At 54.8% G+C, this 22,984-nt stretch carries 24 protein-coding genes and 5 tRNA genes; 20 read left to right on the top strand and 9 right to left on the bottom strand.

Annotation, left to right across the window (positions count from 1 at the left end; all coding sequences use genetic code 11):
- Window positions 1–349: 349 nt before the first annotated feature.
- The 18 genes from cydA (at window position 350) to pnuC (ending at window position 12,016) form a co-directional block, all read left to right on the top strand.
- Complete coding sequence (cydA, locus tag P346_RS06635; protein WP_032661145.1) at window positions 350–1,918, top strand: cytochrome ubiquinol oxidase subunit I; 1,569 nt, start codon at window positions 350–352, stop codon at window positions 1,916–1,918.
- Between the two features lie 15 nt (window positions 1,919–1,933).
- Entirely contained in the window at window positions 1,934–3,073 is a 1,140-nt protein-coding gene (cydB, locus tag P346_RS06630; protein WP_023334940.1) for a cytochrome d ubiquinol oxidase subunit II, read from the top strand.
- A gap of 14 nt (window positions 3,074–3,087) precedes the next feature.
- Window positions 3,088–3,201 carry a cytochrome bd-I oxidase subunit CydX gene (gene cydX / locus P346_RS06625; RefSeq protein ID WP_003858598.1) on the top strand — a complete coding sequence of 38 codons (114 nt, stop codon included), beginning with the start codon at window positions 3,088–3,090 and terminating at the stop codon, window positions 3,199–3,201.
- Entirely contained in the window at window positions 3,201–3,491 is a 291-nt protein-coding gene (gene ybgE / locus P346_RS06620) for a cyd operon protein YbgE (RefSeq protein ID WP_008501100.1), read from the top strand. The genes cydX and ybgE overlap by 1 nt, the downstream gene beginning before the upstream one ends.
- A 148-nt stretch (window positions 3,492–3,639) precedes the next feature.
- Window positions 3,640–4,044, top strand: coding sequence for a tol-pal system-associated acyl-CoA thioesterase (gene ybgC / locus P346_RS06615; protein ID WP_003858593.1), 405 nt, complete (start codon window positions 3,640–3,642; stop codon window positions 4,042–4,044).
- Window positions 4,041–4,733, top strand: a complete 693-nt coding sequence (gene tolQ / locus P346_RS06610; RefSeq protein WP_008501101.1) for a Tol-Pal system protein TolQ — start codon at window positions 4,041–4,043, stop codon at window positions 4,731–4,733. Before ybgC ends, tolQ begins: the two co-directional genes overlap by 4 nt.
- Window positions 4,734–4,736: 3 nt before the next feature.
- Window positions 4,737–5,165 carry a colicin uptake protein TolR gene (gene tolR, locus P346_RS06605; protein WP_003858589.1) on the top strand — a complete coding sequence of 143 codons (429 nt, stop codon included), beginning with the start codon at window positions 4,737–4,739 and terminating at the stop codon, window positions 5,163–5,165.
- A 28-nt stretch (window positions 5,166–5,193) separates the two neighbouring features.
- Window positions 5,194–6,480 (top strand): cell envelope integrity protein TolA, encoded by a 1,287-nt coding sequence (gene tolA, locus P346_RS06600; protein ID WP_032661148.1) that lies wholly within the window; start codon window positions 5,194–5,196, stop codon window positions 6,478–6,480.
- Window positions 6,481–6,614: 134 nt separating this feature from the next.
- The gene (gene tolB, locus P346_RS06595; RefSeq protein WP_008501103.1) at window positions 6,615–7,907 is read left to right on the top strand and encodes a Tol-Pal system beta propeller repeat protein TolB; all 1,293 of its coding nucleotides are present in this window, start codon (window positions 6,615–6,617) and stop codon (window positions 7,905–7,907) included.
- Between the two features lie 35 nt (window positions 7,908–7,942).
- Window positions 7,943–8,464, top strand: coding sequence for a peptidoglycan-associated lipoprotein Pal (gene pal, locus P346_RS06590; RefSeq protein WP_003858578.1), 522 nt, complete (start codon window positions 7,943–7,945; stop codon window positions 8,462–8,464).
- A 9-nt stretch (window positions 8,465–8,473) separates the two neighbouring features.
- Window positions 8,474–9,268, top strand: coding sequence for a cell division protein CpoB (cpoB, locus tag P346_RS06585; RefSeq protein WP_032661151.1), 795 nt, complete (start codon window positions 8,474–8,476; stop codon window positions 9,266–9,268).
- A 161-nt stretch (window positions 9,269–9,429) separates the two neighbouring features.
- A tRNA-Lys gene (locus P346_RS06580) sits at window positions 9,430–9,505 on the top strand.
- A gap of 126 nt (window positions 9,506–9,631) precedes the next feature.
- A tRNA-Val gene (locus tag P346_RS06575) sits at window positions 9,632–9,707 on the top strand.
- Between the two features lie 3 nt (window positions 9,708–9,710).
- Window positions 9,711–9,786: transfer RNA gene (locus P346_RS06570), tRNA-Lys, on the top strand.
- Window positions 9,787–9,832: 46 nt separating this feature from the next.
- Window positions 9,833–9,908: transfer RNA gene (locus P346_RS06565), tRNA-Lys, on the top strand.
- A gap of 24 nt (window positions 9,909–9,932) precedes the next feature.
- Window positions 9,933–10,008 (top strand) — tRNA-Lys (locus tag P346_RS06560).
- Between the two features lie 222 nt (window positions 10,009–10,230).
- On the top strand, window positions 10,231–11,274 hold the full coding sequence (nadA, locus tag P346_RS06555; RefSeq protein WP_032661153.1) for a quinolinate synthase NadA: 1,044 nt from the start codon (window positions 10,231–10,233) through the stop codon (window positions 11,272–11,274).
- Between the two features lie 22 nt (window positions 11,275–11,296).
- On the top strand, window positions 11,297–12,016 hold the full coding sequence (pnuC, locus tag P346_RS06550; protein WP_032661156.1) for a nicotinamide riboside transporter PnuC: 720 nt from the start codon (window positions 11,297–11,299) through the stop codon (window positions 12,014–12,016).
- On the opposite strand, the gene zitB is transcribed toward pnuC, so the two are convergent.
- Both zitB and P346_RS06540 read right to left on the bottom strand, forming a co-directional pair.
- A complete protein-coding gene (zitB, locus tag P346_RS06545) occupies window positions 12,013–12,951 on the bottom strand; it encodes a CDF family zinc transporter ZitB (protein WP_032661159.1) in 939 nt (312 codons plus the stop codon). The two genes, pnuC and zitB, sit on opposite strands and share 4 nt — an antisense overlap.
- 105 nt (window positions 12,952–13,056) lie before the next feature.
- Window positions 13,057–13,437: a protein YbgS gene (locus P346_RS06540; RefSeq protein WP_032661161.1), complete on the bottom strand. Its 381-nt coding sequence runs from the start codon at window positions 13,435–13,437 to the stop codon at window positions 13,057–13,059.
- A gap of 304 nt (window positions 13,438–13,741) precedes the next feature.
- Here P346_RS06540 and aroG point away from each other — a divergent pair, with 304 nt between their 5' ends.
- The gene (gene aroG, locus P346_RS06535; RefSeq protein ID WP_032661164.1) at window positions 13,742–14,794 is read left to right on the top strand and encodes a 3-deoxy-7-phosphoheptulonate synthase AroG; all 1,053 of its coding nucleotides are present in this window, start codon (window positions 13,742–13,744) and stop codon (window positions 14,792–14,794) included.
- A gap of 62 nt (window positions 14,795–14,856) precedes the next feature.
- Here aroG and gpmA read toward each other — a convergent pair whose 3' ends face one another.
- The 7 genes from gpmA to modE all read right to left on the bottom strand — a co-directional run bounded on the left by gpmA (window position 14,857) and on the right by modE (window position 22,675).
- Window positions 14,857–15,609, bottom strand: a complete 753-nt coding sequence (gene gpmA, locus P346_RS06530) for a 2,3-diphosphoglycerate-dependent phosphoglycerate mutase (protein ID WP_023310804.1) — start codon at window positions 15,607–15,609, stop codon at window positions 14,857–14,859.
- A gap of 274 nt (window positions 15,610–15,883) precedes the next feature.
- Entirely contained in the window at window positions 15,884–16,927 is a 1,044-nt protein-coding gene (galM, locus tag P346_RS06525) for a galactose-1-epimerase (protein ID WP_032661166.1), read from the bottom strand.
- Window positions 16,921–18,069: a galactokinase gene (galK, locus tag P346_RS06520; protein WP_032661169.1), complete on the bottom strand. Its 1,149-nt coding sequence runs from the start codon at window positions 18,067–18,069 to the stop codon at window positions 16,921–16,923. Before galK ends, galM begins: the two co-directional genes overlap by 7 nt.
- Before the next feature lie 3 nt (window positions 18,070–18,072).
- Complete coding sequence (galT, locus tag P346_RS06515; protein WP_032661172.1) at window positions 18,073–19,119, bottom strand: galactose-1-phosphate uridylyltransferase; 1,047 nt, start codon at window positions 19,117–19,119, stop codon at window positions 18,073–18,075.
- 9 nt (window positions 19,120–19,128) lie between these two features.
- Window positions 19,129–20,145: a UDP-glucose 4-epimerase GalE gene (gene galE, locus P346_RS06510; RefSeq protein ID WP_023334950.1), complete on the bottom strand. Its 1,017-nt coding sequence runs from the start codon at window positions 20,143–20,145 to the stop codon at window positions 19,129–19,131.
- A gap of 201 nt (window positions 20,146–20,346) precedes the next feature.
- A complete protein-coding gene (modF, locus tag P346_RS06505; RefSeq protein ID WP_032661175.1) occupies window positions 20,347–21,819 on the bottom strand; it encodes a molybdate ABC transporter ATP-binding protein ModF in 1,473 nt (490 codons plus the stop codon).
- Between the two features lie 67 nt (window positions 21,820–21,886).
- Window positions 21,887–22,675 carry a molybdenum-dependent transcriptional regulator gene (gene modE / locus P346_RS06500; RefSeq protein ID WP_032661177.1) on the bottom strand — a complete coding sequence of 263 codons (789 nt, stop codon included), beginning with the start codon at window positions 22,673–22,675 and terminating at the stop codon, window positions 21,887–21,889.
- Window positions 22,676–22,802: 127 nt separating this feature from the next.
- Between modE and P346_RS06495 the strand changes: the two genes are divergently transcribed.
- A complete protein-coding gene (locus tag P346_RS06495; protein WP_023310811.1) occupies window positions 22,803–22,952 on the top strand; it encodes an AcrZ family multidrug efflux pump-associated protein in 150 nt (49 codons plus the stop codon).
- Window positions 22,953–22,984: the final 32 nt, after the last annotated feature.

A 22,984-nucleotide genomic window follows, 5' to 3' on the forward strand; every position in this document is an offset into this window, starting at 1 on the left:
GATTTAAATCAATGTTTAATCCTTGGAAAAACCCATCAAAAGGCGGTAAATTGTCCCCGATCAAAATGGCCGAAAAGTGGTAATTTTGCTATAAATTGATCGCCGTCGAAAAACGTAAATGTGATTCAATAAAAACCTGTTTATTGTAAGGGTTTTGCAGCGTATTATATTTGCGGGATCAATTTGAGTTTTTTATTAACGTATTTGTAACCTCACGTCATCGTTTTTATCCTCCTTCAGGGTAATAACGACGACAAGGATGCGAATAATTTGTATTGGGGCATGCGTGTGGATCTCTCTCTGACGGGGTTCACTCTCGGAGTCTTCATGCGATGAGCAAGGAGTCATGATGTTAGATATAGTCGAACTGTCGCGCTTACAGTTTGCCTTGACCGCGATGTACCACTTCCTGTTTGTGCCACTGACGCTCGGTATGGCGTTCCTGCTGGCCATTATGGAAACGGTATACGTTCTCTCCGGCAAACAGATTTATAAAGATATGACCAAGTTCTGGGGCAAGTTGTTTGGTATCAACTTCGCGCTGGGCGTGGCAACCGGTTTGACCATGGAGTTCCAGTTCGGGACTAACTGGTCTTACTATTCCCACTATGTCGGGGATATCTTCGGTGCGCCGCTGGCCATTGAAGGTCTGATGGCATTCTTCCTCGAATCCACCTTTGTAGGTCTGTTCTTCTTCGGCTGGGATCGTCTGGGTAAAGTCCAGCATATGGCGGTGACCTGGCTGGTGGCATTAGGTTCGAACCTGTCCGCACTGTGGATTCTGGTGGCGAACGGCTGGATGCAGAACCCTATCGCGTCTGATTTCAACTTCGAAACCATGCGTATGGAGATGGTCAGCTTTGCCGAGCTGGTCCTGAACCCGGTTGCGCAGGTTAAATTCGTTCACACCGTTGCTTCTGGCTACGTGTGCGGCGCGATGTTTATCCTGGGTATCAGTTCTTACTACATGCTGCGCGGTCGTGACTTCGCGTTTGCTAAGCGCTCCTTTGCTATCGCTGCAAGCTTCGGTATGGCTGCAATCCTCTCTGTTATCGTTCTGGGTGATGAATCCGGTTACGAAATGGGTGACGTGCAGAAAACCAAACTGGCCGCCATCGAAGCTGAATGGGAAACCCAACCGGCACCTGCTGCTTTTACGCTGTTCGGTATTCCCGATCAGGACGCGCAGGAAAACCGCTTCGCCATTCAGATCCCTTACGCGCTGGGTATTATCGCCACCCGTTCTGTTGATAAGCAGGTGACCGGTCTGAAAGAGCTGATGGTTCAGCACGAAGAGCGCATCCGTAACGGTATGAAAGCCTACTCGCTGCTGGAACAGCTGCGTGCCGGTTCTACCGACCAGGCCGTTCGCGATCAGTTCAACAACGTGAAGAAAGATCTGGGTTACGGTCTGCTGCTGAAGCGTTATACCCCGAACGTTTCTGATGCGACAGAAGCGCAGATCCAGATGGCAACCAAAGACTCGATTCCACGCGTTGCGCCACTGTACTTCGCATTCCGTATCATGGTGGGCTGCGGCATCATCATGCTGCTGATTATTGCGGCGTCCTTCTGGTCCGTGATTCGCAACCGCATCGGCGAGAAAAAATGGCTGCTGCGCACCGCGCTGTACGGTATTCCACTGCCGTGGATCGCTATCGAATCCGGCTGGTTTGTTGCGGAGTATGGCCGTCAGCCATGGGCGATTGGTGAGGTACTGCCAACGGCGGTAGCGAACTCGTCCCTGACAGCGGGCGACCTGATCTTCTCCATGCTGCTGATTTGTGGTCTGTACACCCTGTTCCTGGTGGCTGAACTGTTCCTGATGTTCAAGTTCGCGCGCCTTGGCCCAAGCAGCCTGAAAACCGGTCGCTATCACTACGAGCAGTCCACTGCGACTACTCAGCCGGCACGCTAAGACAGGAGTCATCAAATGATCGATTATGAAGTATTGCGTTTTATCTGGTGGCTGTTGATCGGCGTTCTGCTGATCGGTTTCGCCGTCACGGATGGTTTCGACATGGGGGTGGGGATGCTCACCCGTTTCCTCGGTCGTAATGACACCGAGCGTCGAATCATGATCAACTCCATCGCCCCTCACTGGGACGGTAACCAGGTGTGGCTGATCACCGCAGGCGGCGCGCTGTTCGCTGCCTGGCCGATGGTCTACGCGGCTGCGTTCTCCGGCTTCTACGTGGCGATGATTCTGGTGCTGGCCTCTTTATTCTTCCGTCCGGTCGGTTTCGACTACCGTTCCAAGATTGAAGACACCCGCTGGCGCAACATGTGGGACTGGGGCATCTTCATCGGTAGCTTCGTTCCACCGCTGGTGATCGGCGTGGCGTTCGGTAACCTGCTGCAGGGCGTACCGTTCCACCTGGACGAATACATGCGTCTTTACTACACCGGTAACTTCTTCCAGCTGCTGAACCCGTTTGGTCTGCTGGCAGGCGTGGTGAGCGTGGCGATGATCATCACTCAGGGCGCAACTTATCTGCAGATGCGTACGGTTGGTGAACTGCACCTGCGTTCCCGTGCGACGGCTCAGGTTGCGGCACTGGTGACGCTGGTCTGCTTCGCGCTGGCCGGTGTGTGGGTGGTGTACGGCATTGATGGCTACGTGGTGACGTCTGCAATCAACCATACTGCGCCGTCTAATCCGCTGACCAAAGAAGTGGCGCGTCAGGCAGGTGCATGGCTGGTTAACTTTAACAATACCCCTGCGCTGTGGGCTATCCCGGCTCTGGGCGTATTGCTGCCGCTGCTGACCGTGTTGACGTCTCGTCTGGAGAAAGGCGCTCTGGCGTTCGTGTTCTCATCACTGACCCTGGCGTGCATCATCCTGACATCGGGGATTGCGATGTTTCCATTCGTCATGCCATCCAGCACCATGCTGAATGCTAGCCTGACCATGTGGGACGCAACGTCCAGCCATATGACGCTGAACCTGATGACGTATGTTGCCTGCGTGTTCGTTCCGATTGTTCTGGCCTACACCATCTGGTGTTACTGGAAAATGTTCGGTCGTATCACTAAAGAACATATCGAAAGCAACACCCACTCTATGTACTAAGTAAGGAGCTGAATATGTGGTATTTCGCATGGATTTTAGGGACGCTTCTTGCCTGTGCATTTGGTGTCATCACTGCCCTGGCGCTTGAGCACGTGGAAGCGACCAAAGCGGGTGAAGAAAAACACTGATGAATATTATCGCGAAACTTTACGCGGTAATGGACAAGCGCCCGTTACGGGCGCTTTCTTTAGTGATGGCATTACTGCTGGCAGGTTGTATCTTCTGGGACCCTTCGCGCTTTGCAGCGAAAACCAGCGAGCTTGAAATCTGGCACGGCTTTCTCATTATGTGGGCGGTATGCGCAGGTGTGATCCACGGCGTGGGCTTTCGTCCGAAAGCCGTTCACTGGCAGGGAATTTTTTGCCCGCTGATTGCCGATCTGGTGCTTCTCGCCGGTTTGATTTTCTTCTTCTTCTGAATAAGAAATGTCCGTTAACGTTATGGGCTTACCCGAGCCCATAAAAATTTACTCTCCGTTTACTTTCTCCCATTCCCAACCCTCTTTCCCGCGCGTATAGTAGCGAAGTTTAAAAGCATTAACTTTTGTTGCATTACCGGGATGTAAAGTGAATACAACGCTGTTTCGATGGCCGGTTCGTGTCTATTACGAAGATACCGATGCCGGTGGTGTGGTTTACCACGCCAGCTACGTTGCTTTTTATGAACGGGCACGCACAGAGATGCTGCGCCATCATCACTTTAGTCAACAGGTACTGTTGGCTGAGCGAGTTGCCTTCGTGGTTCGCAAGATGACGCTTGAGTATTTTGCGCCTGCCAGACTCGACGATATGCTCGAAGTCCAAACTGAAATTACATCAATGCGCGGGACCTCACTGGTTTTCACGCAGCGGATAGTCAACGCAGAGAATACCGTACTGAACTCAGCTGAAGTGCTGATTGTTTGTGTTGATCCAACCATAATGAAGCCTCGTGCGCTTCCTAAGTCTATTGTCGCGGAGTTTAAGCAGTGACTGACATGAATATCCTTGATTTGTTCCTGAAGGCAAGCCTTCTGGTTAAACTTATCATGTTGATTTTGATTGGTTTTTCAATCGCATCCTGGGCCATCATCATCCAGAGAACGCGTATCCTCAATGCCGCTGGCCGTGAAGCTGAAGCGTTTGAAGATAAGTTCTGGTCGGGTATTGAGCTTTCTCGTCTGTACCAGGAAAGCCAGGGACGCCGTGAAAACCTTACAGGCTCCGAGCAAATTTTTTATAGCGGTTTCAAAGAGTTTGCTCGTCTGCATCGTGCAAACAATCATGCGCCGGAAGCGGTGGTGGAAGGTGCCTCGCGTGCGATGCGCATCTCTATGAACCGCGAGCTGGAAAATCTCGAAACGCACATTCCATTCCTCGGCACTGTCGGTTCCATCAGCCCGTATATCGGCCTGTTTGGTACCGTGTGGGGGATTATGCACGCCTTTATCGCGCTGGGCGCGGTGAAGCAGGCGACGTTGCAGATGGTTGCACCGGGTATCGCTGAAGCACTGATTGCGACCGCTATCGGTCTGTTTGCGGCAATTCCTGCGGTTATGGCTTACAACCGTCTGAACCAGCGCGTGAACAAACTGGAACTGAACTACGACAACTTTATGGAAGAGTTCACTGCGATTCTGCACCGTCAGGCGTTTACCAGCACCGAGAGCAACAAGGGGTAAACCATGGCCAGATCGCGTGGACGAGGTCGTCGCGAGCTCAAGTCCGAAATCAATATCGTTCCACTGCTGGACGTCCTGCTGGTACTGCTGCTGATCTTCATGGCGACAGCGCCAATCATTACCCAGAGTGTGGAAGTGGATCTGCCGGATGCGACAGAATCACAGGCGGTGAGCACCAATGACGATCCTCCGGTTATCATTGAGGTTTCCGGCGTAGGGCAATACAGCGTCGTGGTTGAGAAAGATCGTATGGATCAGCTTCCGCCCGAGCAGGTGATTGCTGAAGCGCAGCGTCGCCTGGAGTCAAATCCGAAAACGGTCTTCTTAATCGGTGGCGCGAAAGACGTACCCTACGATGAAATTATTAAAGCGCTGAACTTGCTACATAGTGCGGGTGTTAAGTCAGTTGGCTTAATGACCCAACCTATTTGATCATCCGCGTAGTTTTTGGGAACCGATAGTGTCAAAGGCAACCGAACAGAACGACAAGCTTAAGCGAGCGATAATCGTCTCCGCAGTGCTGCACGTGATTCTCTTTGCAGCGCTGATCTGGAGTTCGTTCGACGAGCATATTGATGCATCAGCCGGCGGCGGTGGAGGGTCTTCCATTGACGCCGTGATGGTGGATCCCGGTGCGGTAGTACAGAACTATAATCGCGAACAACAGCAGAAGGCGAGTGCCAAACGGGCTGAAGAGCAGCGTGAAAAACAGTCGCAACAGCAGGCGGAAGAGCTGCGTGAAAAGCAGGCTGCAGAGCAGGAGCGTCTGAAGCAGCTTGAGAAAGAGCGTTTGCAGGCGCAGGAAGCTGCGAAAGAGCAGGCGGAACAGCAGAAGCAAGCCGAAGAGGCCGCGAAGAAAGCCCAGGAACAGCAAAAGCAGGCGGAAGAGGCGGCAGCAAAAGCCGCAGCGGACGCGAAAGCACAGGCTGATGCCCAGGCTAAATTAGCGGCAGAAGCGGCGAAGAAAGCCGCTGCGGATGCTCAGAAGAAAGCTGAAGCGGAAGCCGCGAAGAAAGCCGCGGCCGATGCTCAGAAGAAAGCTGAAGCGGAAGCCGCGAAGAAAGCCGCTGCTGATGCTCAGAAGAAAGCTGAAGCCGAAGCCGCGAAAAAAGCCGCTCAGGATGCAGAGAAGAAAGCTGCTGCCGAGGCCGCTAAGAAAGCGGCTGCTGCTGAGAAAGCGGCAGCAGAAAAAGCAGCCGCCGCAGAAAAAGCCGCTGCTGATAAAAAAGCTGCAGCTGAGAAGGCTGCCGCCGATAAGAAAGCTGCAGCTGAGAAGGCCGCTGCCGATAAGAAAGCTGCTGCTGATAAAGCGGCTGCCAAAAAGGCCGCTGCCGCTGAAAAAGCCGCTGCAGCCGCAGGGGTTGACGATCTGCTGGGCGATTTGAGCTCAGGTAAGAATGCACCGAAAACGGGCGGTGGTGCGAAAGGAAACAACGCAGCGCCGACGGGAAGTGGTAACACTAAGAGTAACGGTGCGACAGGGGCTGAAATCAACGGTTATGCCGCGCAGATTAAATCCGCTATTGAAAGCCGATTCTATGATGCGTCTTCCTATACCGGTAAAACGTGTACGTTGCGTATAAAACTGGCTCCGGACGGCATGCTGCTGGATATTAAGTCTGAAGGTGGCGACCCGGCTTTATGTACTGCGGCCCTGGCTGCAGCGCGTCAGGCGAAGATGCCTAAACCGCCGTCTCAGGCAGTTTACGAAGTCTTCAAAAATGCGCCGCTGGACTTCAAACCTTAAGTTACATTTTCCCCGTGCAAACGGGGAAAAATAGACCAGGTTTAGTCACAGGGTTCTGGTAGTTTTGTCTATTTGAGTTTGTTAACATTCTGCTAAATTATCGTGGGTAAGGTTACCCGGATAAGGGAGATATGATGAAGCAGGCATTACGTGTAGCATTTAGTTTTTTAATGCTGTGGGCAGCAGTACTGCACGCAGAAGTACGTATCGAGATCACCCAGGGGGTGGACTCGGCACGCCCAATCGGTGTTGTCCCGTTCCAGTGGGCCGGTCCTGGCGCTGCACCTGAAGATGCCGGTGGCATCGTGGCGGCTGACCTGCGTAACAGCGGTAAATTCAACCCGTTAGATCGTTCTCGTCTGCCTCAGCAGCCGGGCAGCGCGCAGGAAGTACAGCCTGCAGCATGGTCTGCACTGGGTATTGATGCCGTGGTTGTGGGTCAGGTTACGCCTAACCCGGACGGCTCTTACAACGTGGCCTGGCAGCTGGTGGATACCGGCGGTGCACCGGGTACCGTTCTGGCACAGAACTCTTACAAGGTCACTAAGCAGTACCTGCGCTACGCGGCACACGCTGCCAGCGATGCGGTATTTGAAAAACTGACCGGCATTAAAGGGGCGTTCCGTACCCGTATTGCTTATGTGGTACAGACCAACGGTGGTCAGTTCCCGTATGAGCTGCGCGTATCTGACTACGACGGCTACAACCAGTTCCTGGTGAAACGTTCTTCTCAGCCGCTGATGTCTCCAGCCTGGTCTCCGGACGGTTCTAAACTGGCCTATGTAACCTTCGAAAGCGGCCGTTCAGCGCTGGTTATCCAGACCCTGGCAAACGGTGCTGTTCGTCAGGTGGCCTCTTTCCCACGTCACAACGGTGCGCCTTCCTTCTCTCCGGACGGGTCTAAACTGGCGTTTGCGCTGTCAAAAACCGGTAGCCTGAACCTGTACGTGATGGACATTGGCTCTGGCCAGATTCGTCAGGTGACCGACGGTCGCAGCAACAACACCGAACCTTCATGGTTCCCGGACAGTCAAAACCTGGCGTTTACCTCTGACCAGGCTGGCCGTCCACAAATCTACAAAGTCAACATCAACGGCGGTGCTCCGCAGCGTATTACCTGGGAAGGTTCGCAGAACCAGAACTCAGACGTGAGCAGCGACGGTAAATTTATGGTAATGGTGAGTTCCAACGGTGGGCAGCAGCACATTGCCAAACAGGATCTGGTAGCGGGTGGCGTTCAAGTTCTGTCGTCAACGTTCCTGGATGAAACGCCAAGTCTGGCACCTAACGGCACGATGGTAATCTACAGCTCTTCTCAGGGGATGGGATCTGTGCTGAATCTGGTTTCTACAGATGGGCGTTTCAAAGCGCGTATTCCGGCAACTGATGGACAGGTAAAATCACCTGCCTGGTCGCCGTATCTGTAAATAATAATTAATTGATTACTAAAGGAATCATAGAAATGCAACTGAACAAAGTGCTGAAGGGGCTGATGATCGCTCTGCCTGTAATGGCAATCGCAGCGTGTTCTTCTAACAAGAACGCCAGCAATGACCAGAGCGGCGAAGGCATGATGGGTGCCGGCACCGGTATGGACGCGAACGGCAATGGCAACATGTCTTCTGAAGAGCAGGCGCGTCTTCAGATGCAGCAGCTGCAGCAGAACAACATCGTTTACTTCGATCTGGATAAATACGACATCCGTTCTGACTTCGCTGCGATGCTGGATGCTCACGCTAACTTCCTGCGTAGCAACCCATCTTACAAAGTCACCGTAGAAGGTCACGCGGACGAACGTGGTACTCCAGAGTACAACATCTCCCTGGGTGAACGTCGTGCTAACGCTGTTAAAATGTACCTGCAGGGTAAAGGCGTTTCTGCTGACCAGATCTCCATCGTTTCTTACGGTAAAGAAAAACCTGCAGTACTGGGTCACGACGAAGCGGCTTACTCCAAAAACCGTCGTGCCGTACTGGTTTACTAAGAGAATTGCATGAGCAGTAACTTCAGACATCATCTGTTGAGTCTGTCGTTACTGGTTGGAATAGCGGCCCCCTGGGCCGCTTTTGCTCAGGCACCAATCAGTAGTGTCGGCTCAGGCTCGGTAGAAGACCGGGTCACTCAACTCGAGCGTATTTCTAACGCTCACAGCCAGCTTTTAACCCAACTCCAGCAACAACTTTCTGATAACCAAAACGATATTGACTCTCTCCGCGGCCAGATTCAGGAAAGCCAGTATCAGTTGAACCAGGTTGTGGAACGTCAGAAGCAGATTTTGCTGCAGATAGATAGCCTGAGTAGCGGTGGTGGTGCAGCACAAGCACAGCCAGCCGCGGGCGATCAGACCGGTGCGGCGACATCAGCTCCGGCTGCGGATGCTTCTGCTTCAACAGGGGCGCCTGTACAGAGCGGTGACGCGAATACGGACTACAACGCGGCCATTGCCCTGGTGCAGGATCAATCTCGTCAGGATGACGCGCTTGCTGCGTTTCAGAACTTTGTTAAGAAATACCCTGATTCCACTTATCAGCCAAATGCGAATTACTGGCTCGGTCAGCTGAATTACAACAAGGGTAAAAAGGACGATGCGGCGTTTTATTTTGCCTCCGTGGTAAAAAACTACCCGAAATCGCCAAAAGCGCCTGATGCGATGTACAAAGTGGGCGTCATCATGCAGGACAAAGGCGACACTGCGAAAGCCAAAGCGGTTTATCAGCAGGTGGTCTCCAAATTCCCGGGTACCGAAGGTGCCAAGCAGGCGCAAAAACGTCTGAATTCGATGGGATGATTATCGCATGACCAGAAATCGCGTTATTTCTGGTCGTGCAGCATGATTCGTAAGCAGTTAAGTGATCTTCATCGAAATTTTTGTTGCGCTGAATTCTTAAATCAGTAATATATGCCGCCGTTGCCACGGGATATCAAACAACGTGAAAACAGCGTAAAAGTGGGTCGTTAGCTCAGTTGGTAGAGCAGTTGACTTTTAATCAATTGGTCGCAGGTTCGAATCCTGCACGACCCACCACTAAGTCAGGTGGAAGTAGTAGTAAAACGTGAAGGATAACGTTGCGTCAGCAACGGCCCGTAGGGCGAGGCGAAGCCGAGTCATCCTGCACGACCCACCACTTAACGCATACCGGCAGTACAGAGTGGGTGATTAGCTCAGTTGGTAGAGCATCTCCTTTACACGGAGGGGGTCGGCGGTTCGAGCCCGTCATCACCCACCACTCGGGTCGTTAGCTCAGTTGGTAGAGCAGTTGACTTTTAATCAATTGGTCGCAGGTTCGAATCCTGCACGACCCACCACTCTCCGGTGGTACCGAGTAAAAATCTTCGAAGTCAGCACCCGAATGGGTCGTTAGCTCAGTTGGTAGAGCAGTTGACTTTTAATCAATTGGTCGCAGGTTCGAATCCTGCACGACCCACCACTTCGAAGAAAAAAATCCCGCAAGGGGTCGTTAGCTCAGTTGGTAGAGCAGTTGACTTTTAATCAATTGGTCGCAGGTTCGAATCCTGCACGACCCACCAGTGTAGAAAGGCGCCCTAAAGGCGCCTTTTTGCTATCTGTCGTCTGTGCAGGTCGGGCAAGGTGAAGCCGCCACCCGACAAATGCTATCCGCACCTATTTCCGGTGACTTTTCCGCTCATATTCGCTATCTTGTTTAGTATACAAAACACAATTGCCATGCGTTTTGCTATGTCATGCAAAAGAAAGGCAATATTGTTAAGCCCGTAAAACGAGAAGCCATAATGAGTGTGATGTTTGATCCTGAAGCCGCAATCTATCCGTTTCCGCCAAAGCCAGTCCCGCTGAGCCTGGATGAAAAGCAATTCTACCGTGAGAAGATCAAACGTCTTCTCAAAGAACGAGATGCAGTGATGGTGGCCCATTACTACACCGACCCGGAAATTCAGCAGCTGGCGGAAGAAACCGGGGGCTGTATTTCTGACTCACTGGAGATGGCACGCTTCGGTGCAAAACATCCTGCTTCCACGCTGCTGGTTGCTGGCGTGCGTTTTATGGGCGAAACGGCAAAGATCCTGAGCCCTGAAAAAACCATTCTGATGCCGACGCTTAATGCAGAGTGTTCTCTGGATCTCGGCTGCCCGATTGACGAATTCACGGCCTTCTGTGACGCCCACCCTGACCGGACCGTGGTGGTTTACGCCAATACCTCTGCGGCGGTAAAAGCGCGGGCAGACTGGGTTGTAACCTCAAGCATCGCCGTTGAGCTGATTGAACATCTGGATAGCCTGGGCGAGAAAATCATCTGGGCGCCTGACCGCCATCTTGGAAATTATGTCCAGAAGCAGACGGGGGCTGACGTTCTCTGCTGGCAGGGTGCTTGCATTGTGCACGACGAATTTAAAACCCAGGCGCTGGCGCGCATGAAGGCTCTTTATCCTGACGCCGCGATCCTTGTTCACCCTGAATCACCGCAGTCTATTGTCGACATGGCGGACGCCGTGGGCTCAACCAGCCAGCTTATCAACGCGGCCAGGACGTTGCCTCACAAGCAGCTCATCGTGGCGACCGATCGCGGTATCTTCTACAAGATGCAGCAGGCCGTGCCGGAGAAAGAGCTCCTTGAAGCGCCAACGGCGGGTGAGGGCGCAACGTGTCGCAGCTGTGCGCATTGCCCGTGGATGGCGATGAACGGCCTGAAGGCCATTGCCGAAGGGCTCGAGACGGGCGGTGCAGCACATGAAATCCATGTGGACGCCGCTCTGCGTGAAGGTGCGTTGATCCCGCTTAACCGCATGCTGGATTTTGCGGCTACACTACGTACTTAATTCACAACGCCCCGGGGAAAAGATGGATTTTTTTAGCACGCAGAACATTCTGGTTCATATACCGATTGGTGCAGGTGGCTATGACCTGTCATGGATTGAGGCCGTTGGCACGCTGGCGGGATTACTCTGTATCTGGCTGGCAAGCCTGGAGAAGATCAGCAACTATGCGTTCGGGCTGATTAACGTTACGCTGTTTGCGATTATCTTCTTTCAGATCCAGCTGTACGCCAGCCTGCTTTTGCAGCTGTTCTTCTTCGCCGCCAATATCTACGGCTGGTACGCGTGGTCGCGTCAGAACAGCCAGCAGGAGGCAGAGCTGCAGATCCGCTGGCTTCCCTTGCCGAAAGCCATCGGCTGGTTTGTCGCCTGCGTGGTCGCCATTGGTTTAATGACCGTCTATATCAACCCGGTGTTTGCGTTTCTGACCCGCGTTGCCGTTTCGGTCATGTCCGGTTTCGGCCTGAACGTGACGATGCCCGAGCTCCAGCCGGATGCCTTCCCGTTCTGGGATTCCTGCATGATGGTGCTGTCGATTGCAGCGATGATCCTGATGACCCGTAAATACGTTGAAAACTGGCTGCTGTGGGTCATCATCAACGTGATCAGCGTGGCGATCTTCGCCCTGCAGGGCGTCTATGCGATGTCGCTGGAATATCTGCTGCTGACCTTCATCGCGCTCAACGGCAGCCGGATGTGGATTAAGAGCGCGCGTGAGCGAGGTTCTCACGCGCTTTCCAGCTAGTGGTGATGCTGATGTGAATGTCCGGACTGCGCCTCGTTAAGGTGGCAGTCCGGCCCGTTACAGGGCTGATACTCCATCTGGATGGTGGCGTGGCCAATTTCGTAGTGATGTACGAGAAAATGCTGGATGCGCTCAAGCAGCGCATCGTGGTCGTGAGGCGGGATCACCTGGACGTGCAGCGTCATGACCGGTTTCTCCCCCACCAGCCAGACGTGCACGTGATGAACGTTGCGGACTTCCGGGACCGAACGGCGCAGGTTGCGCTTCAGCTCGTCAATATCCATTGATGCCGGTGCCCCTTCAAGCAGTTCATTCACGCTCTCCTTCAGCAGCCGCCAGGCGCTGCGCAGGACCAGACACGACACCAGCACGGACAGAATAGGATCGACAGGCGTCCAGCCGGTGTAGAGGATCACCAGCGCGGCGACAATCGCCCCGACTGAGCCGAGCAAATCACCCAGAACATGCAGAGCCGCAGCGCGTACGTTGAGGTTCTTTTCCCCGCTGCCGCGGTGCAAAATCCAGAAGGCCAGGATATTTGCCAGCAGCCCCGCCACGGCAATCACCATCATTGTCGCCCCGGCGATAGGCTGCGGGTGTCTGAAGCGCTGTACGGCCTCCCAGACGATAAGAACGGTAATGACCACCAGCGCAATGGCGTTAACAAATGCGGCGAGTGTTGTCAGCCTCAGCCAGCCGAAGGTATGGCGCGCATTCGGAGGACGACGCGCAAACTGTACCGCAAGCAGGGCGAAGAGCAGCGCTGCGGCATCGGTCAGCATGTGTCCGGCATCAGCCAGTAGCGCCAGAGAGCCGGAGATCAGGCCGCCAATGACCTCGATAATCATAAACGTTGCCGTGACGCCAAAGGCCAGCATCAGTCGTTTAGCGTTGTCGTTGCCGGGAGAGTGTGAGTGAGAATGGGAGTGCGCCATGTCTGCTTTCCTGATGTGTTATTGTTTTTAGTGTAGCGTTTTTAATAGGTTACTCCAAAAAGAAAGGAGAGCCAGAGCTCTCCTTTTTCTTACCGAACATCCCCATTACTGGGTGGTGCCATCGGTTTTGGTATTCGCGTCGTTTCCTACTTTGTCATTAGGGTCAGGGCATTTGCCGTCCTTGCACATTGAGTTCTTATGAACCTCGTCCGAACTCATATTGTCATGATTCATGGTGCCGGAACCGCTGCCGTTGGGATGCAGCATGGTACCTCCGGTGTTAGTGTTGCCGGTATTGATCTGGCTGTTGTCGACATTATTCGGGGCGATATTCTGTTTCGCATCAGGTGCGGGCTGGCCTGCTGCCGCAGCGGCATTCGCATCACCGTTGCTGTCTGATGTGCCCGTTTCCGCGGCCAGGACGCTGCCGCTGGCCAGAGTGAGTGTGGCGGTCAGGAAGAGGGTTGCCAGTTTTGTCATTTTCATCATGGTGCTCCTGTTCTTGTCGTTACGCTGGATAACATTCTCCAACAGTGCATCTTTTTCTGAGGCGAAAGATTCCGCCTTACGGACTTACGTCAGTAGGGAATCGCGTTTAAGCGTGTAAAATTGGTTGTTACAGTTAAAAAGCTTAGGTTAGATCTCATTTTTCGCTATTTTGTGGCGATTTTTAGGCGAATTCCAGGAATTATCTGCGTGAAGTGTAAAACCGTGTTTACACTTCCTGGTCGACAAGATAGATTGAAAGGATTGCTTTCATTACTAAAGATATGGCAGAGCTGGAAAGAAAATGAATTATCAGAACGACGATTTACGTATTAAAGAGATCAATGAGTTATTACCTCCTGTAGCGCTCCTTGAGAAATTCCCCGCCACTGAAAATGCCGCAAATACGGTTTCTCATGCTCGTAAAGCGATCCATAAAATCCTGAAAGGTAATGACGATCGTCTTCTGGTGGTGATTGGTCCGTGCTCTATTCACGATCCTGCAGCTGCGAAAGAGTACGCAGCCCGTCTGCTCACCCTCCGTGAAGAGCTGAAGGACGAGCTGGAAATCGTGATGCGCGTTTATTTTGAAAAACCGCGCACCACCGTGGGCTGGAAAGGGCTGATTAACGATCCGCATATGGATAACAGCTTCCAGATCAACGACGGCCTGCGCATTGCGCGCAAGCTGCTGCTGGAGATCAACGACAGCGGCCTGCCTGCGGCCGGTGAATTCCTCGACATGATTACGCCACAATATCTGGCAGACCTGATGAGCTGGGGCGCAATTGGTGCCCGCACAACCGAATCTCAGGTTCACCGCGAGCTGGCGTCCGGTCTTTCTTGCCCGGTGGGTTTCAAAAACGGCACTGACGGCACCATTAAGGTGGCTATCGACGCCATCAACGCAGCGGGTGCGCCGCACTGCTTCCTGTCCGTGACCAAATGGGGCCATTCCGCCATCGTTAACACCAGCGGTAACGGTGACTGCCATATCATTCTGCGCGGCGGCAAAGAGCCGAACTACAGCGCGAAACACGTGGCGGAAGTGAAGGTCGGGCTGGAAAAAGCCGGGCTGCCACCGCAGGTGATGATCGATTTCAGCCATGCCAACTCCAGCAAGCAGTTTAAAAAGCAGATGGAAGTGGGTGCAGACGTCTGCCAGCAGATTGCCGTCGGTGAGAAGGCGGTGATTGGGGTAATGATCGAAAGCCATCTGGTTGAAGGTAACCAGAACCTGGAAGGCAGCGAGCCGCTGGTGTATGGCAAAAGCGTCACCGATGCCTGCATTGGCTGGGACGATACCGATACCATCCTGCGTCAGCTGGCGAATGCGGTAAAAGCGCGCCGCGGCTGAATTCTCAGGCACAAATAAAAAAGCGCGGAAGGCTCCGCGCTTTTTTTTATGCCTTGCGAAAGTTACTTCGCTTTACCCTGGTTCGCGACAGCCGCTGCTTTCGCCGCGATCTCTTCTGCGTTACCCAGATAGTAGTGTTTGATTGGCTTGAAGTTTTCGTCGAACTCATACACCAGCGGTACGCCGGTTGGGATGTTCAGTTCGAGGATTTCGTCTTCACCCATGTTGTCCAGGTATTTCACCAGCGCACGCAGGGAGTTACCGTGAGCAGCGATGATCACGCGCTCGCCGCTTTTCAGGCGTGGCAGAATGGTTTCGTTCCAGTAAGGCACAACGCGGTCGATGGTCAGCGCCAGGCTTTCGGTGGTTGGCAGCTCAGCGTCGGTCAGCTTCGCGTAGCGCGGGTCGTGGCCCGGGTAACGCTCGTCATCTTTGGTCAGTTCTGGTGGAGTGATTGCGAAGCCGCGACGCCACTGTTTAACCTGCTCATCGCCATATTTCTCAGCGGTTTCCGCTTTGTTCAGGCCCTGCAGCGCACCGTAGTGACGTTCGTTCAGTTTCCAGGACTTCTCAACCGGCAGCCAGGCCTGATCCAGTTCGTCCAGCACGTTCCACAGGGTGTGGATGGCACGTTTCAGCACAGAGGTGTAAGCAAAATCAAAGCTGAAGCCTTCTTCCTTCAGCAGTTTACCCGCTGCTTTTGCTTCGCTTACGCCTTTCTCAGACAGATCAACGTCGTACCAACCGGTAAAGCGGTTTTCGTTGTTCCACTGGCTTTCGCCGTGACGCACCAGGACCAGCTTAGTTATAGCCATCTCTTACTCCTCAAGCATTTTTAGAATGATAACAATTCTCATTATATTGCCGTGGCCGTGCCACCAGCAACGCTTAACCCTAACCATAGCGAAAATAGTCTCTGAGTGTAAGATGCTTGTGAATCCAGGGTTATGATTTTGTCTGCGATCGGCGCTATTTTCAGCAAGGCGCGCAGAAAAAAGCCCTCGTTGTGAGGGCTGGCGTTTTTTGCCGGATGGCGCTTCGCTTATCCGGCCTACCCGTAGGTCCGTGCAAGCGTAGCGCCGCCGGGCGTTAAGCGCGCGGAATGAAATGATACTCGGTGACGCTCACGTACTCTTCACCCGGGCGCAGCACGCAGTCCGGCTGCGGCCATTCCGGATGGTTCGGGCTGTCCGGCAGGAACTCGCTCTCCAGCGCCAGGCCTTGCCAGTCGCTGTACTCATCGTGTTCGCGCGCCGTCGTGCCGCCGAGGTAGTTGCCTGAGTAAAACTGCAGGGCAGGGGCGGTGGTATAAACCGTCATCTGCAGCTTCTCATCCGCAGACCAGACCTGCGCGGCAGGCTGTTTCACATCGCCTTTGGCCTGCAGCAGGAAAGCGTGGTCGTAGCCTTTCACCTTGCGCTGATCGTCATCGCTCAGGAAATCCTGGGCGATGGATTTTGCGCTGCGGAAGTCGAAGCTGGTGCCGTTCACGTCTTTGAGGCCCTGATGCGGAATGCCCATCTCGTCAACCGGCAGATACGCATCCGCCAGGATCTGCAGCTTGTGCTCACGCACGTCGCACTGGTTACCGTCCAGATTAAAGTACGCGTGATTGGTCAGGTTGACCGGACACGGCTTGTCGACCGTCGCACGGTATTCAATGGCGATACGGTTGTCGTCGGTCAGCGTAAAGCGCGCGGACGCGGTAAGGTTCCCCGGGAAGCCCTGATCGCCATCAGGCGAATCCAGCGAGAACAGCACTTCCCCGTCGTTTTGACGAACAATTTTCCAGCGGCGTTTATCAAACCCGTCCGGGCCGCCGTGCAGCTGGTTCTCACCCTGGCTTGGAAGCAGGGCGTACTGAACGCCGTCGAGTTCAAAACGGCTTTTCGCGATGCGGTTAGCATAGCGCCCAACGGATGCGCCCAGATAGGCGGACTGATTAACGTACTGCTCAGGCGAGGCGCAGCCGAGCAGGGTCTCGCGCACGCTGCCGTCCGGCATCGGTACGCGGGCAGAAAGAAGGGTTGCCCCCCAGTCCATCACCGTAACGACCATCCCCGCGCTGTTGCGCAGGGTTAACAGGCGATACGGCAGACCATCCGGTGCGAGGGTAGGTGTTTCGTTTAGCACTGTCCGGCTCCTTGTGATGCTTTACAAACATAGAAGGTTTCTTTGATGCCCGTTTTTGCTTCGTACTGCTTCGCCACGGCGTCCTGTACGGCAGGGACCAGCTCTTCAGGCACCAGCGCAACGATGCAGCCGCCAAAGCCGCCGCCCGTCATGCGCACGCCGCCTTTGTCGCCAATGGTGGCTTTAACGATGTCCACCAGGGTGTCGATCTGCGGAACGGTGATTTCAAAATCATCGCGCATGGAGGCGTGCGATTCCGCCATCAGCTCACCCATGCGTTTCAGATCGCCTTTCGCCAGCGCGGACGCGGCTTCGACGGTACGGGCATTTTCCGTCAGCACGTGACGAACGCGTTTGGCGACAACCGGATCCAGCTCGTGCGCCACTTTGTTAAATTCATTGAGCGTCACGTCGCGCAGGGCGGGCTGCTGGAAGAAGCGGGCGCCGGTTTCACACTGCTGGCGGCGGGTGTTGTATTCGCTGCCCACCAGCGTGCGCTTAAAGTTGCTGTTGACGATCACCACAGCCGCGCCTTTCGGCAGGGGAACGGCTTTGGTACCCAGCGAGCGGCAGTCAATTAACAGGGCATGCTCTTTTTTGCCCAGCGCGGAGATCAGCTGGTCCATAATGCCGCAGTTACAGCCCACGAACTGGTTTTCTGCTTCCTGACCGTTCAGGGCGATTTGCGCGCCGTCCAGCGGCAGATGATAAAGCTGCTGGAACACGGTACCCACGGCGACTTCCAGAGACGCAGAGGAGCTTAAGCCCGCACCCTGCGGCACGTTGCCGCTGATAACTAAGTCCGCACCGCCAAAGTTCTTGTTGCGCTTCTGAAGGTGTTTCACCACGCCGCGCACGTAGTTAGACCACTGCTGGCTGTCGTGCGTCACAATCGGGGCATCGAGGGAAAACTCGTCCGCCTCATTATCGTAATCCGCCGCAATCACGCGGACTTTACGGTCGTCGCGCTTCGCGCAGCTGATGACGGTCTGGTAATCGATGGCGCACGGCAGCACGAAACCGTCGTTATAGTCGGTGTGTTCACCGATCAGATTAACGCGGCCCGGCGCCTGGATAACGTGGGTGGCAGGGTAGCCAAATTTCTCAGCAAACAGGGATTGGGTTTTATCTTTCAGACTCATTTTTTAGACTCCTGATTCGCGATAGTGGACGTCGCTAACGGCACGCAGACGTTCTGCCGCCTGTTCCGCCGTCAGGTCACGCTGGGTTTCCGCCAGCATTTCATAGCCCACCATGAATTTACGCACCGTCGCAGAGCGCAGCAGCGGCGGATAGAAATGGGCGTGCAGCTGCCAGTGTTGATTCTCTTCGCCGTTAAACGGGGCGCCGTGCCAGCCCATGGAGTACGGGAAAGAGCACTGGAACAGGTTGTCGTAACGGCTGGTGAGCTTTTTCAGCGCCAGGGCAAGGTCGTCGCGCTGTGCGTCGCTAAGATCGGTGATGCGCTGTACGTGCGCTTTCGGCAGCAGCAGCGTTTCAAACGGCCAGGCGGCCCAGTAAGGGACGACGGCCAGCCAGTGTTCGGTTTCCACCACGGTGCGGCTGCCGTCGGCCAGCTCGCGCTGGGTGTAATCCACCAGCATCGGCGAACCGTTTTCCGCGAAATACGCTTTCTGCAGACGGTCTTCACGCTCGGCTTCGTTAGGCAGGAAGCTGTTCGCCCAGACCTGGCCGTGCGGGTGCGGGTTCGAGCAGCCCATGGCCGCGCCTTTGTTTTCGAACACCTGCACCCACGGATAGCTCTGCCCCAGCTCTGCGGTTTGCGCCTGCCAGGTGCTGACGACCTCTTTCAGCGCGTCCACGCTCAGCTCCGGCAGCGTTTTGCTGTGATCGGGCGAGAAGCAGATTACGCGGCTGGTTCCGCGCGCGCTTTCGCAGCGCATCAGCGGATCGTGGCTTTCCGGCGCGTCCGGCGTGTCGGTCATCAGGGCGGCAAAATCGTTGGTGAAGACGAAGGTGCCTTTGTAATCCGGGTTTTTGTCCCCGGTGACGCGCGTGTTGCCCGGACAGAGGAAGCAGTCCGGGTCGTGCTGTGGCAGCGTCTGTTTTGCAGGCGTCTCCTGCGCCCCCTGCCAGGGGCGCTTGGCGCGATGCGGAGAAACCAAAATCCATTGCCCGCTTAACGGGTTAAAACGACGATGCGGATGATCGACGGGATTGAATTGCGTCATGACGGATCCTTAGTCCGGATAGCCTTGCGGGTGGCGTGACTGCCAGTGCCAGGTATCCTGTGCCATTTCATCAAGCGTGCGCGTCACACGCCAGTTGAGCTCTTTGTCGGCTTTGGTGGCATCGGCCCAGTAAGCAGGCAGGTCGCCATCACGACGCGGAGCGAAGTGGTAGTTCACCGGCTTACCGCAGGCTTTGCTGAAGGCGTTAACCACGTCCAGCACGCTGCTGCCGACCCCGGCGCCGAGGTTGTAAATATGCACGCCCGGTTTGTTGGCCAGCTGCTGCATGGCCGCAACGTGACCGTCGGCCAAATCCATCACGTGGATGTAGTCGCGCACGCCGGTGCCGTCTTCGGTCGGATAGTCATTGCCAAAAATCGCCAGCGAGTCGCGGCGGCCCACGGCAACCTGGGCGATATACGGCATCAGGTTGTTCGGGATGCCCTGCGGATCTTCACCCATATCGCCGGACGGATGCGCGCCGACCGGGTTGAAGTAGCGCAGCAGCGCGATGCTCCACTCCGGCTGCGCTTTTTGCAGGTCGGTCAGGATCTGCTCCACCATCAGCTTGCTTTTGCCGTACGGGCTTTGCGGGGTGCCGGTCGGGAAGCTTTCAACGTAAGGAATTTTGGGCTGATCGCCGTAGACGGTGGCGGAGGAGCTAAAGATAAAGTTTTTGACGTTCGCCGCGCGCATGGCGGAGATAAGACGCAGGGTACCGTTGACGTTGTTGTCGTAATACTCAAGCGGCTTCGCAACGGATTCACCGACCGCTTTCAGGCCCGCGAAGTGGATCACCGCTTCGATGGCGTGGTCGTGAAGGATCTCGGTCATCAGCGCTTCGTTGCGGATGTCGCCTTCCACGAAAGTCGGTTGTTTACCGCCAAGGCGTTCAATCACCGGCAGCACGCTGCGCTTACTGTTGCACAGGTTGTCGAGGATGATGACGTCGTGACCGTTTTGCAGCAGTTGCACGCAGGTATGACTACCTATGTAACCGCTACCACCTGTTACCAGAACTCGCATATTTCGCTCCATTGGGCTTATGGTATGTAATAACCATAGCATAACAGAGACGCGAAAAGTGTGACATGGGATAAAATAGTGGAATCGTTTACACTCGGTTTCACACTGGCTTTTACAATGACTCCGAGCATTCTAGATCAAAGAGATAGCGATGTATTGATGCAAGTTATCTGAAAAAGAGGAGGGCAGAGCCCTCCACGATTAATCGACGTTGCTGAGAAGGTAGCGATAACCCTCACCGTCGGGAACAAACTCCAGGCGATGCGTGATGCAGGCGGGGGCATCTTCGGCATGGTGTGAAACGAACAGCAGCTGCGTTTCACCTTCGCTAATCAGCACGTCCACAAAGCGGCGGATAAGCTGTCGATTCAGCGGATCGAGTCCCTGCAGCGGTTCGTCGAGGATCAGAAGCGTAGGGTGTTTCACCAGCGCGCGAACGATCAGGGCCAGACGCTGCTGCCCCCACGACAGGCTATGAAACGGCGCGTCAGCCACCCGGCTGTCCATGCCCAGGATATCCAGCCACTGCTGGGCCAGCTTGTGCTGTTTGTCCGACACCGCCTGATAAATACCGATGGAATCAAAATACCCGGAAAGGATCACGTTGCGTACCGTGGTACTGACCCGGTAATCCAGATGCAGGCTGCTGCTGACGTAGCCGATATGTTTTTTAATATCCCAGATGGTTTCGCCGCTGCCGCGACGCCGACCGAACAGCGTCAGATCGTTGCTATAGCCCTGCGGGTGATCGCCGGTTATCAGGCTCAGCAGCGTGGATTTTCCCGCGCCGTTAGGGCCGACGATCTGCCAGTGCTCGCCGGGATTGACCGTCCAGCTAAGACGGTTGAGGATCGGGCGATCGTCATAAGAGACAATCCCATCCCGCAGCACGATGCGCGGCTGGTGGGGATCGAGCGCGTGGCGGGCCGAAGGGGCGTCAGGTTCCGGAAGGGTAATTCCGTCGAGTTGTTCACTGTGCGCGAGCTGGGCAATGAGCGCCTGCTTGAGCAGCGCTGTTTTTTCACCGGTCTCGGTCAGGTTACAGTCAGCCAGTACGCCTGCATGCTGAATAAAGTCCGGAATTTCATCGAAGCGGTTAAGCACCAAAACCAGGGTATATCCCTGCTGATTAAGCGACTCCAGCAGGCCCGCCAGCTGCGCACGGGACTGCACGTCAAGGCCATCAAACGGTTCGTCGAGGATAAGCAGCTCGGGCTCGCTCATCAGCGCCTGGCAAAGCAGCGTTTTTCGCGTCTCGCCGGTAGAAAGGTATTTGAAGCGCCGGTTCAGCAGGGCGGTGATGCCGAACCGTTCTGCCAGGCGCAGACAGCGGGCGGGATCTTTCACCTCATCCTGAATAATTTCCGCCGTCGTACGGCCTGTATCTTCTTCGCCAGGGCTGAGTAAATCAGTGTTATTGCGCTGCCACTCGTCGCTCACCAGCTTTTGCAGTTGTTCAAATGACAGGCGCGTCAGGCGCGTAAAGTCGCCCTGGTATTCGCCCTTGAGGAGGGGGGCCTCTCCGGCCAGCGCGCGGGCCAGAGCGGATTTACCGCTGCCGTTAGTGCCGACAAACGCCCAGCTTTCACCCGCGCGTATCGTCAAATCAGCAATCGTCAGCGTTCGGGTATCGCTAAGACGAAACGTGCCTTGCGAAATATGCAATGATGACATGATTTATCCCTGTTTTTGCAGCAATAGATATCAGGGATACGCACTGTCGGCGCGATTGTCAATGCGCTCAGCACAATGTGGCGATAATCACCCGGTCTGCGTTGAACCAGGCGGTAACGACAGAACCTTCCTCTAAACCGTCCGCTTCGCTAAGCGGTATCGTCGCGCAAAGCGGTTGCCCGTCTGCCAGGGTCATCAGCACTTCGCACTGCGCCAGGCCGCGTTCGATATGGCTAATTGCGCCCTGGAGCTGGTTATCGGCCGCCTTTGCGGCGTCGGGATCGCGCGTGATATTGACCCACGGCGCTTTCAGCAGCACCAGCACCTCTTTACCTTCATCAAGCTCAAGGCGCTCTGCGCTCTGCGCCGTGATTGCGGCCTTCAGACGGGTGGTGCCATCGGCAAGCAGGATCTCAATATGCTGCTGTACCTGGAGATTGTCGCGCGCCGTCACCGTTCCAAACCACTGGTTGCGGGCGCTGGTTTGTAACGAGAAGCGGGAAATGGCGGCCAGCAAGCTGTCCAGCGGAACGTTATCGTCGTCGCTCAACGCATCAAACGCTTTTTGCTGGATCTGGGCCAGCAGATCGTAAAGCTGAATAAGACGCTGGCCATAGCGCGTCACGATCGCACCGCCGCCGCCTTTGCCGCCCGTGGCTCTGTCCACCAGCGGTTGTTCGCTCAGGGTGTTCATTTCGTTGATGGCGTCCCAGGCACTTTTGTAGCTGATGCCCGCGTTTTTCGCCCCCTGGCTAATCGAGCCCGTTTGTTCTATTTGTTTAAGCAGGGCGATACGTCGCGGATCGGCGAAAAGCTTTTGCTGAAGTCGTAGAGTGAGGAGAATTTCGGCCTGCATAACAGTGTCCTGGCAAAAAGAGTATTGTGGCCTAAATGGGGCAGGGCGCAAAGGGTACCGCACAAAAGGGGATGTTTTTCTCACTTGAAAGGGTAGAATAAGCTGTTCACAATATCTGGAGAAAACCATGTTAGAGTTGTTGAAAAGTCTGGTATTCGCCGTGATCATGGTACCAGTAGTGATGGCCATCATCCTCGGTGCCATCTACGGCCTGGGTGAAGTGTTCAACGTCTTTTCGAACATTGGTCACAAAGACCAGGCTAAAAAGCAGCATTGATTCCCCACAAAACGCCCGGCCAGTCCGGGCGT

This window comes from Enterobacter sp. DC1, from assembly GCF_000568075.1.
In the GTDB taxonomy this organism is placed as follows: domain Bacteria; phylum Pseudomonadota; class Gammaproteobacteria; order Enterobacterales; family Enterobacteriaceae; genus Enterobacter; species Enterobacter asburiae.

Excerpts from the sequence above, each read along its gene's own strand:
- cydA (WP_032661145.1), top strand. The coding sequence starts at position 350 with ATGTTAGATATAGTCGAACTGTCGCGCTTACAGTTTGCCTTGACCGCG.
- cydB (WP_023334940.1), top strand. The coding sequence starts at position 1,934 with ATGATCGATTATGAAGTATTGCGTTTTATCTGGTGGCTGTTGATCGGC.
- cydX (WP_003858598.1), top strand. The coding sequence starts at position 3,088 with ATGTGGTATTTCGCATGGATTTTAGGGACGCTTCTTGCCTGTGCATTT.
- ybgE (WP_008501100.1), top strand. The coding sequence starts at position 3,201 with ATGAATATTATCGCGAAACTTTACGCGGTAATGGACAAGCGCCCGTTA.
- tolR (WP_003858589.1), top strand. The coding sequence starts at position 4,737 with ATGGCCAGATCGCGTGGACGAGGTCGTCGCGAGCTCAAGTCCGAAATC.
- tolB (WP_008501103.1), top strand. The coding sequence starts at position 6,615 with ATGAAGCAGGCATTACGTGTAGCATTTAGTTTTTTAATGCTGTGGGCA.
- pal (WP_003858578.1), top strand. The coding sequence starts at position 7,943 with ATGCAACTGAACAAAGTGCTGAAGGGGCTGATGATCGCTCTGCCTGTA.
- cpoB (WP_032661151.1), top strand. The coding sequence starts at position 8,474 with ATGAGCAGTAACTTCAGACATCATCTGTTGAGTCTGTCGTTACTGGTT.
- nadA (WP_032661153.1), top strand. The coding sequence starts at position 10,231 with ATGAGTGTGATGTTTGATCCTGAAGCCGCAATCTATCCGTTTCCGCCA.
- pnuC (WP_032661156.1), top strand. The coding sequence starts at position 11,297 with ATGGATTTTTTTAGCACGCAGAACATTCTGGTTCATATACCGATTGGT.
- zitB (WP_032661159.1), bottom strand. The coding sequence starts at position 12,951 with ATGGCGCACTCCCATTCTCACTCACACTCTCCCGGCAACGACAACGCT.
- P346_RS06540 (WP_032661161.1), bottom strand. The coding sequence starts at position 13,437 with ATGAAAATGACAAAACTGGCAACCCTCTTCCTGACCGCCACACTCACT.
- aroG (WP_032661164.1), top strand. The coding sequence starts at position 13,742 with ATGAATTATCAGAACGACGATTTACGTATTAAAGAGATCAATGAGTTA.
- gpmA (WP_023310804.1), bottom strand. The coding sequence starts at position 15,609 with ATGGCTATAACTAAGCTGGTCCTGGTGCGTCACGGCGAAAGCCAGTGG.
- galK (WP_032661169.1), bottom strand. The coding sequence starts at position 18,069 with ATGAGTCTGAAAGATAAAACCCAATCCCTGTTTGCTGAGAAATTTGGC.
- galT (WP_032661172.1), bottom strand. The coding sequence starts at position 19,119 with ATGACGCAATTCAATCCCGTCGATCATCCGCATCGTCGTTTTAACCCG.
- galE (WP_023334950.1), bottom strand. The coding sequence starts at position 20,145 with ATGCGAGTTCTGGTAACAGGTGGTAGCGGTTACATAGGTAGTCATACC.
- modF (WP_032661175.1), bottom strand. The coding sequence starts at position 21,819 with ATGTCATCATTGCATATTTCGCAAGGCACGTTTCGTCTTAGCGATACC.
- modE (WP_032661177.1), bottom strand. The coding sequence starts at position 22,675 with ATGCAGGCCGAAATTCTCCTCACTCTACGACTTCAGCAAAAGCTTTTC.
- P346_RS06495 (WP_023310811.1), top strand. The coding sequence starts at position 22,803 with ATGTTAGAGTTGTTGAAAAGTCTGGTATTCGCCGTGATCATGGTACCA.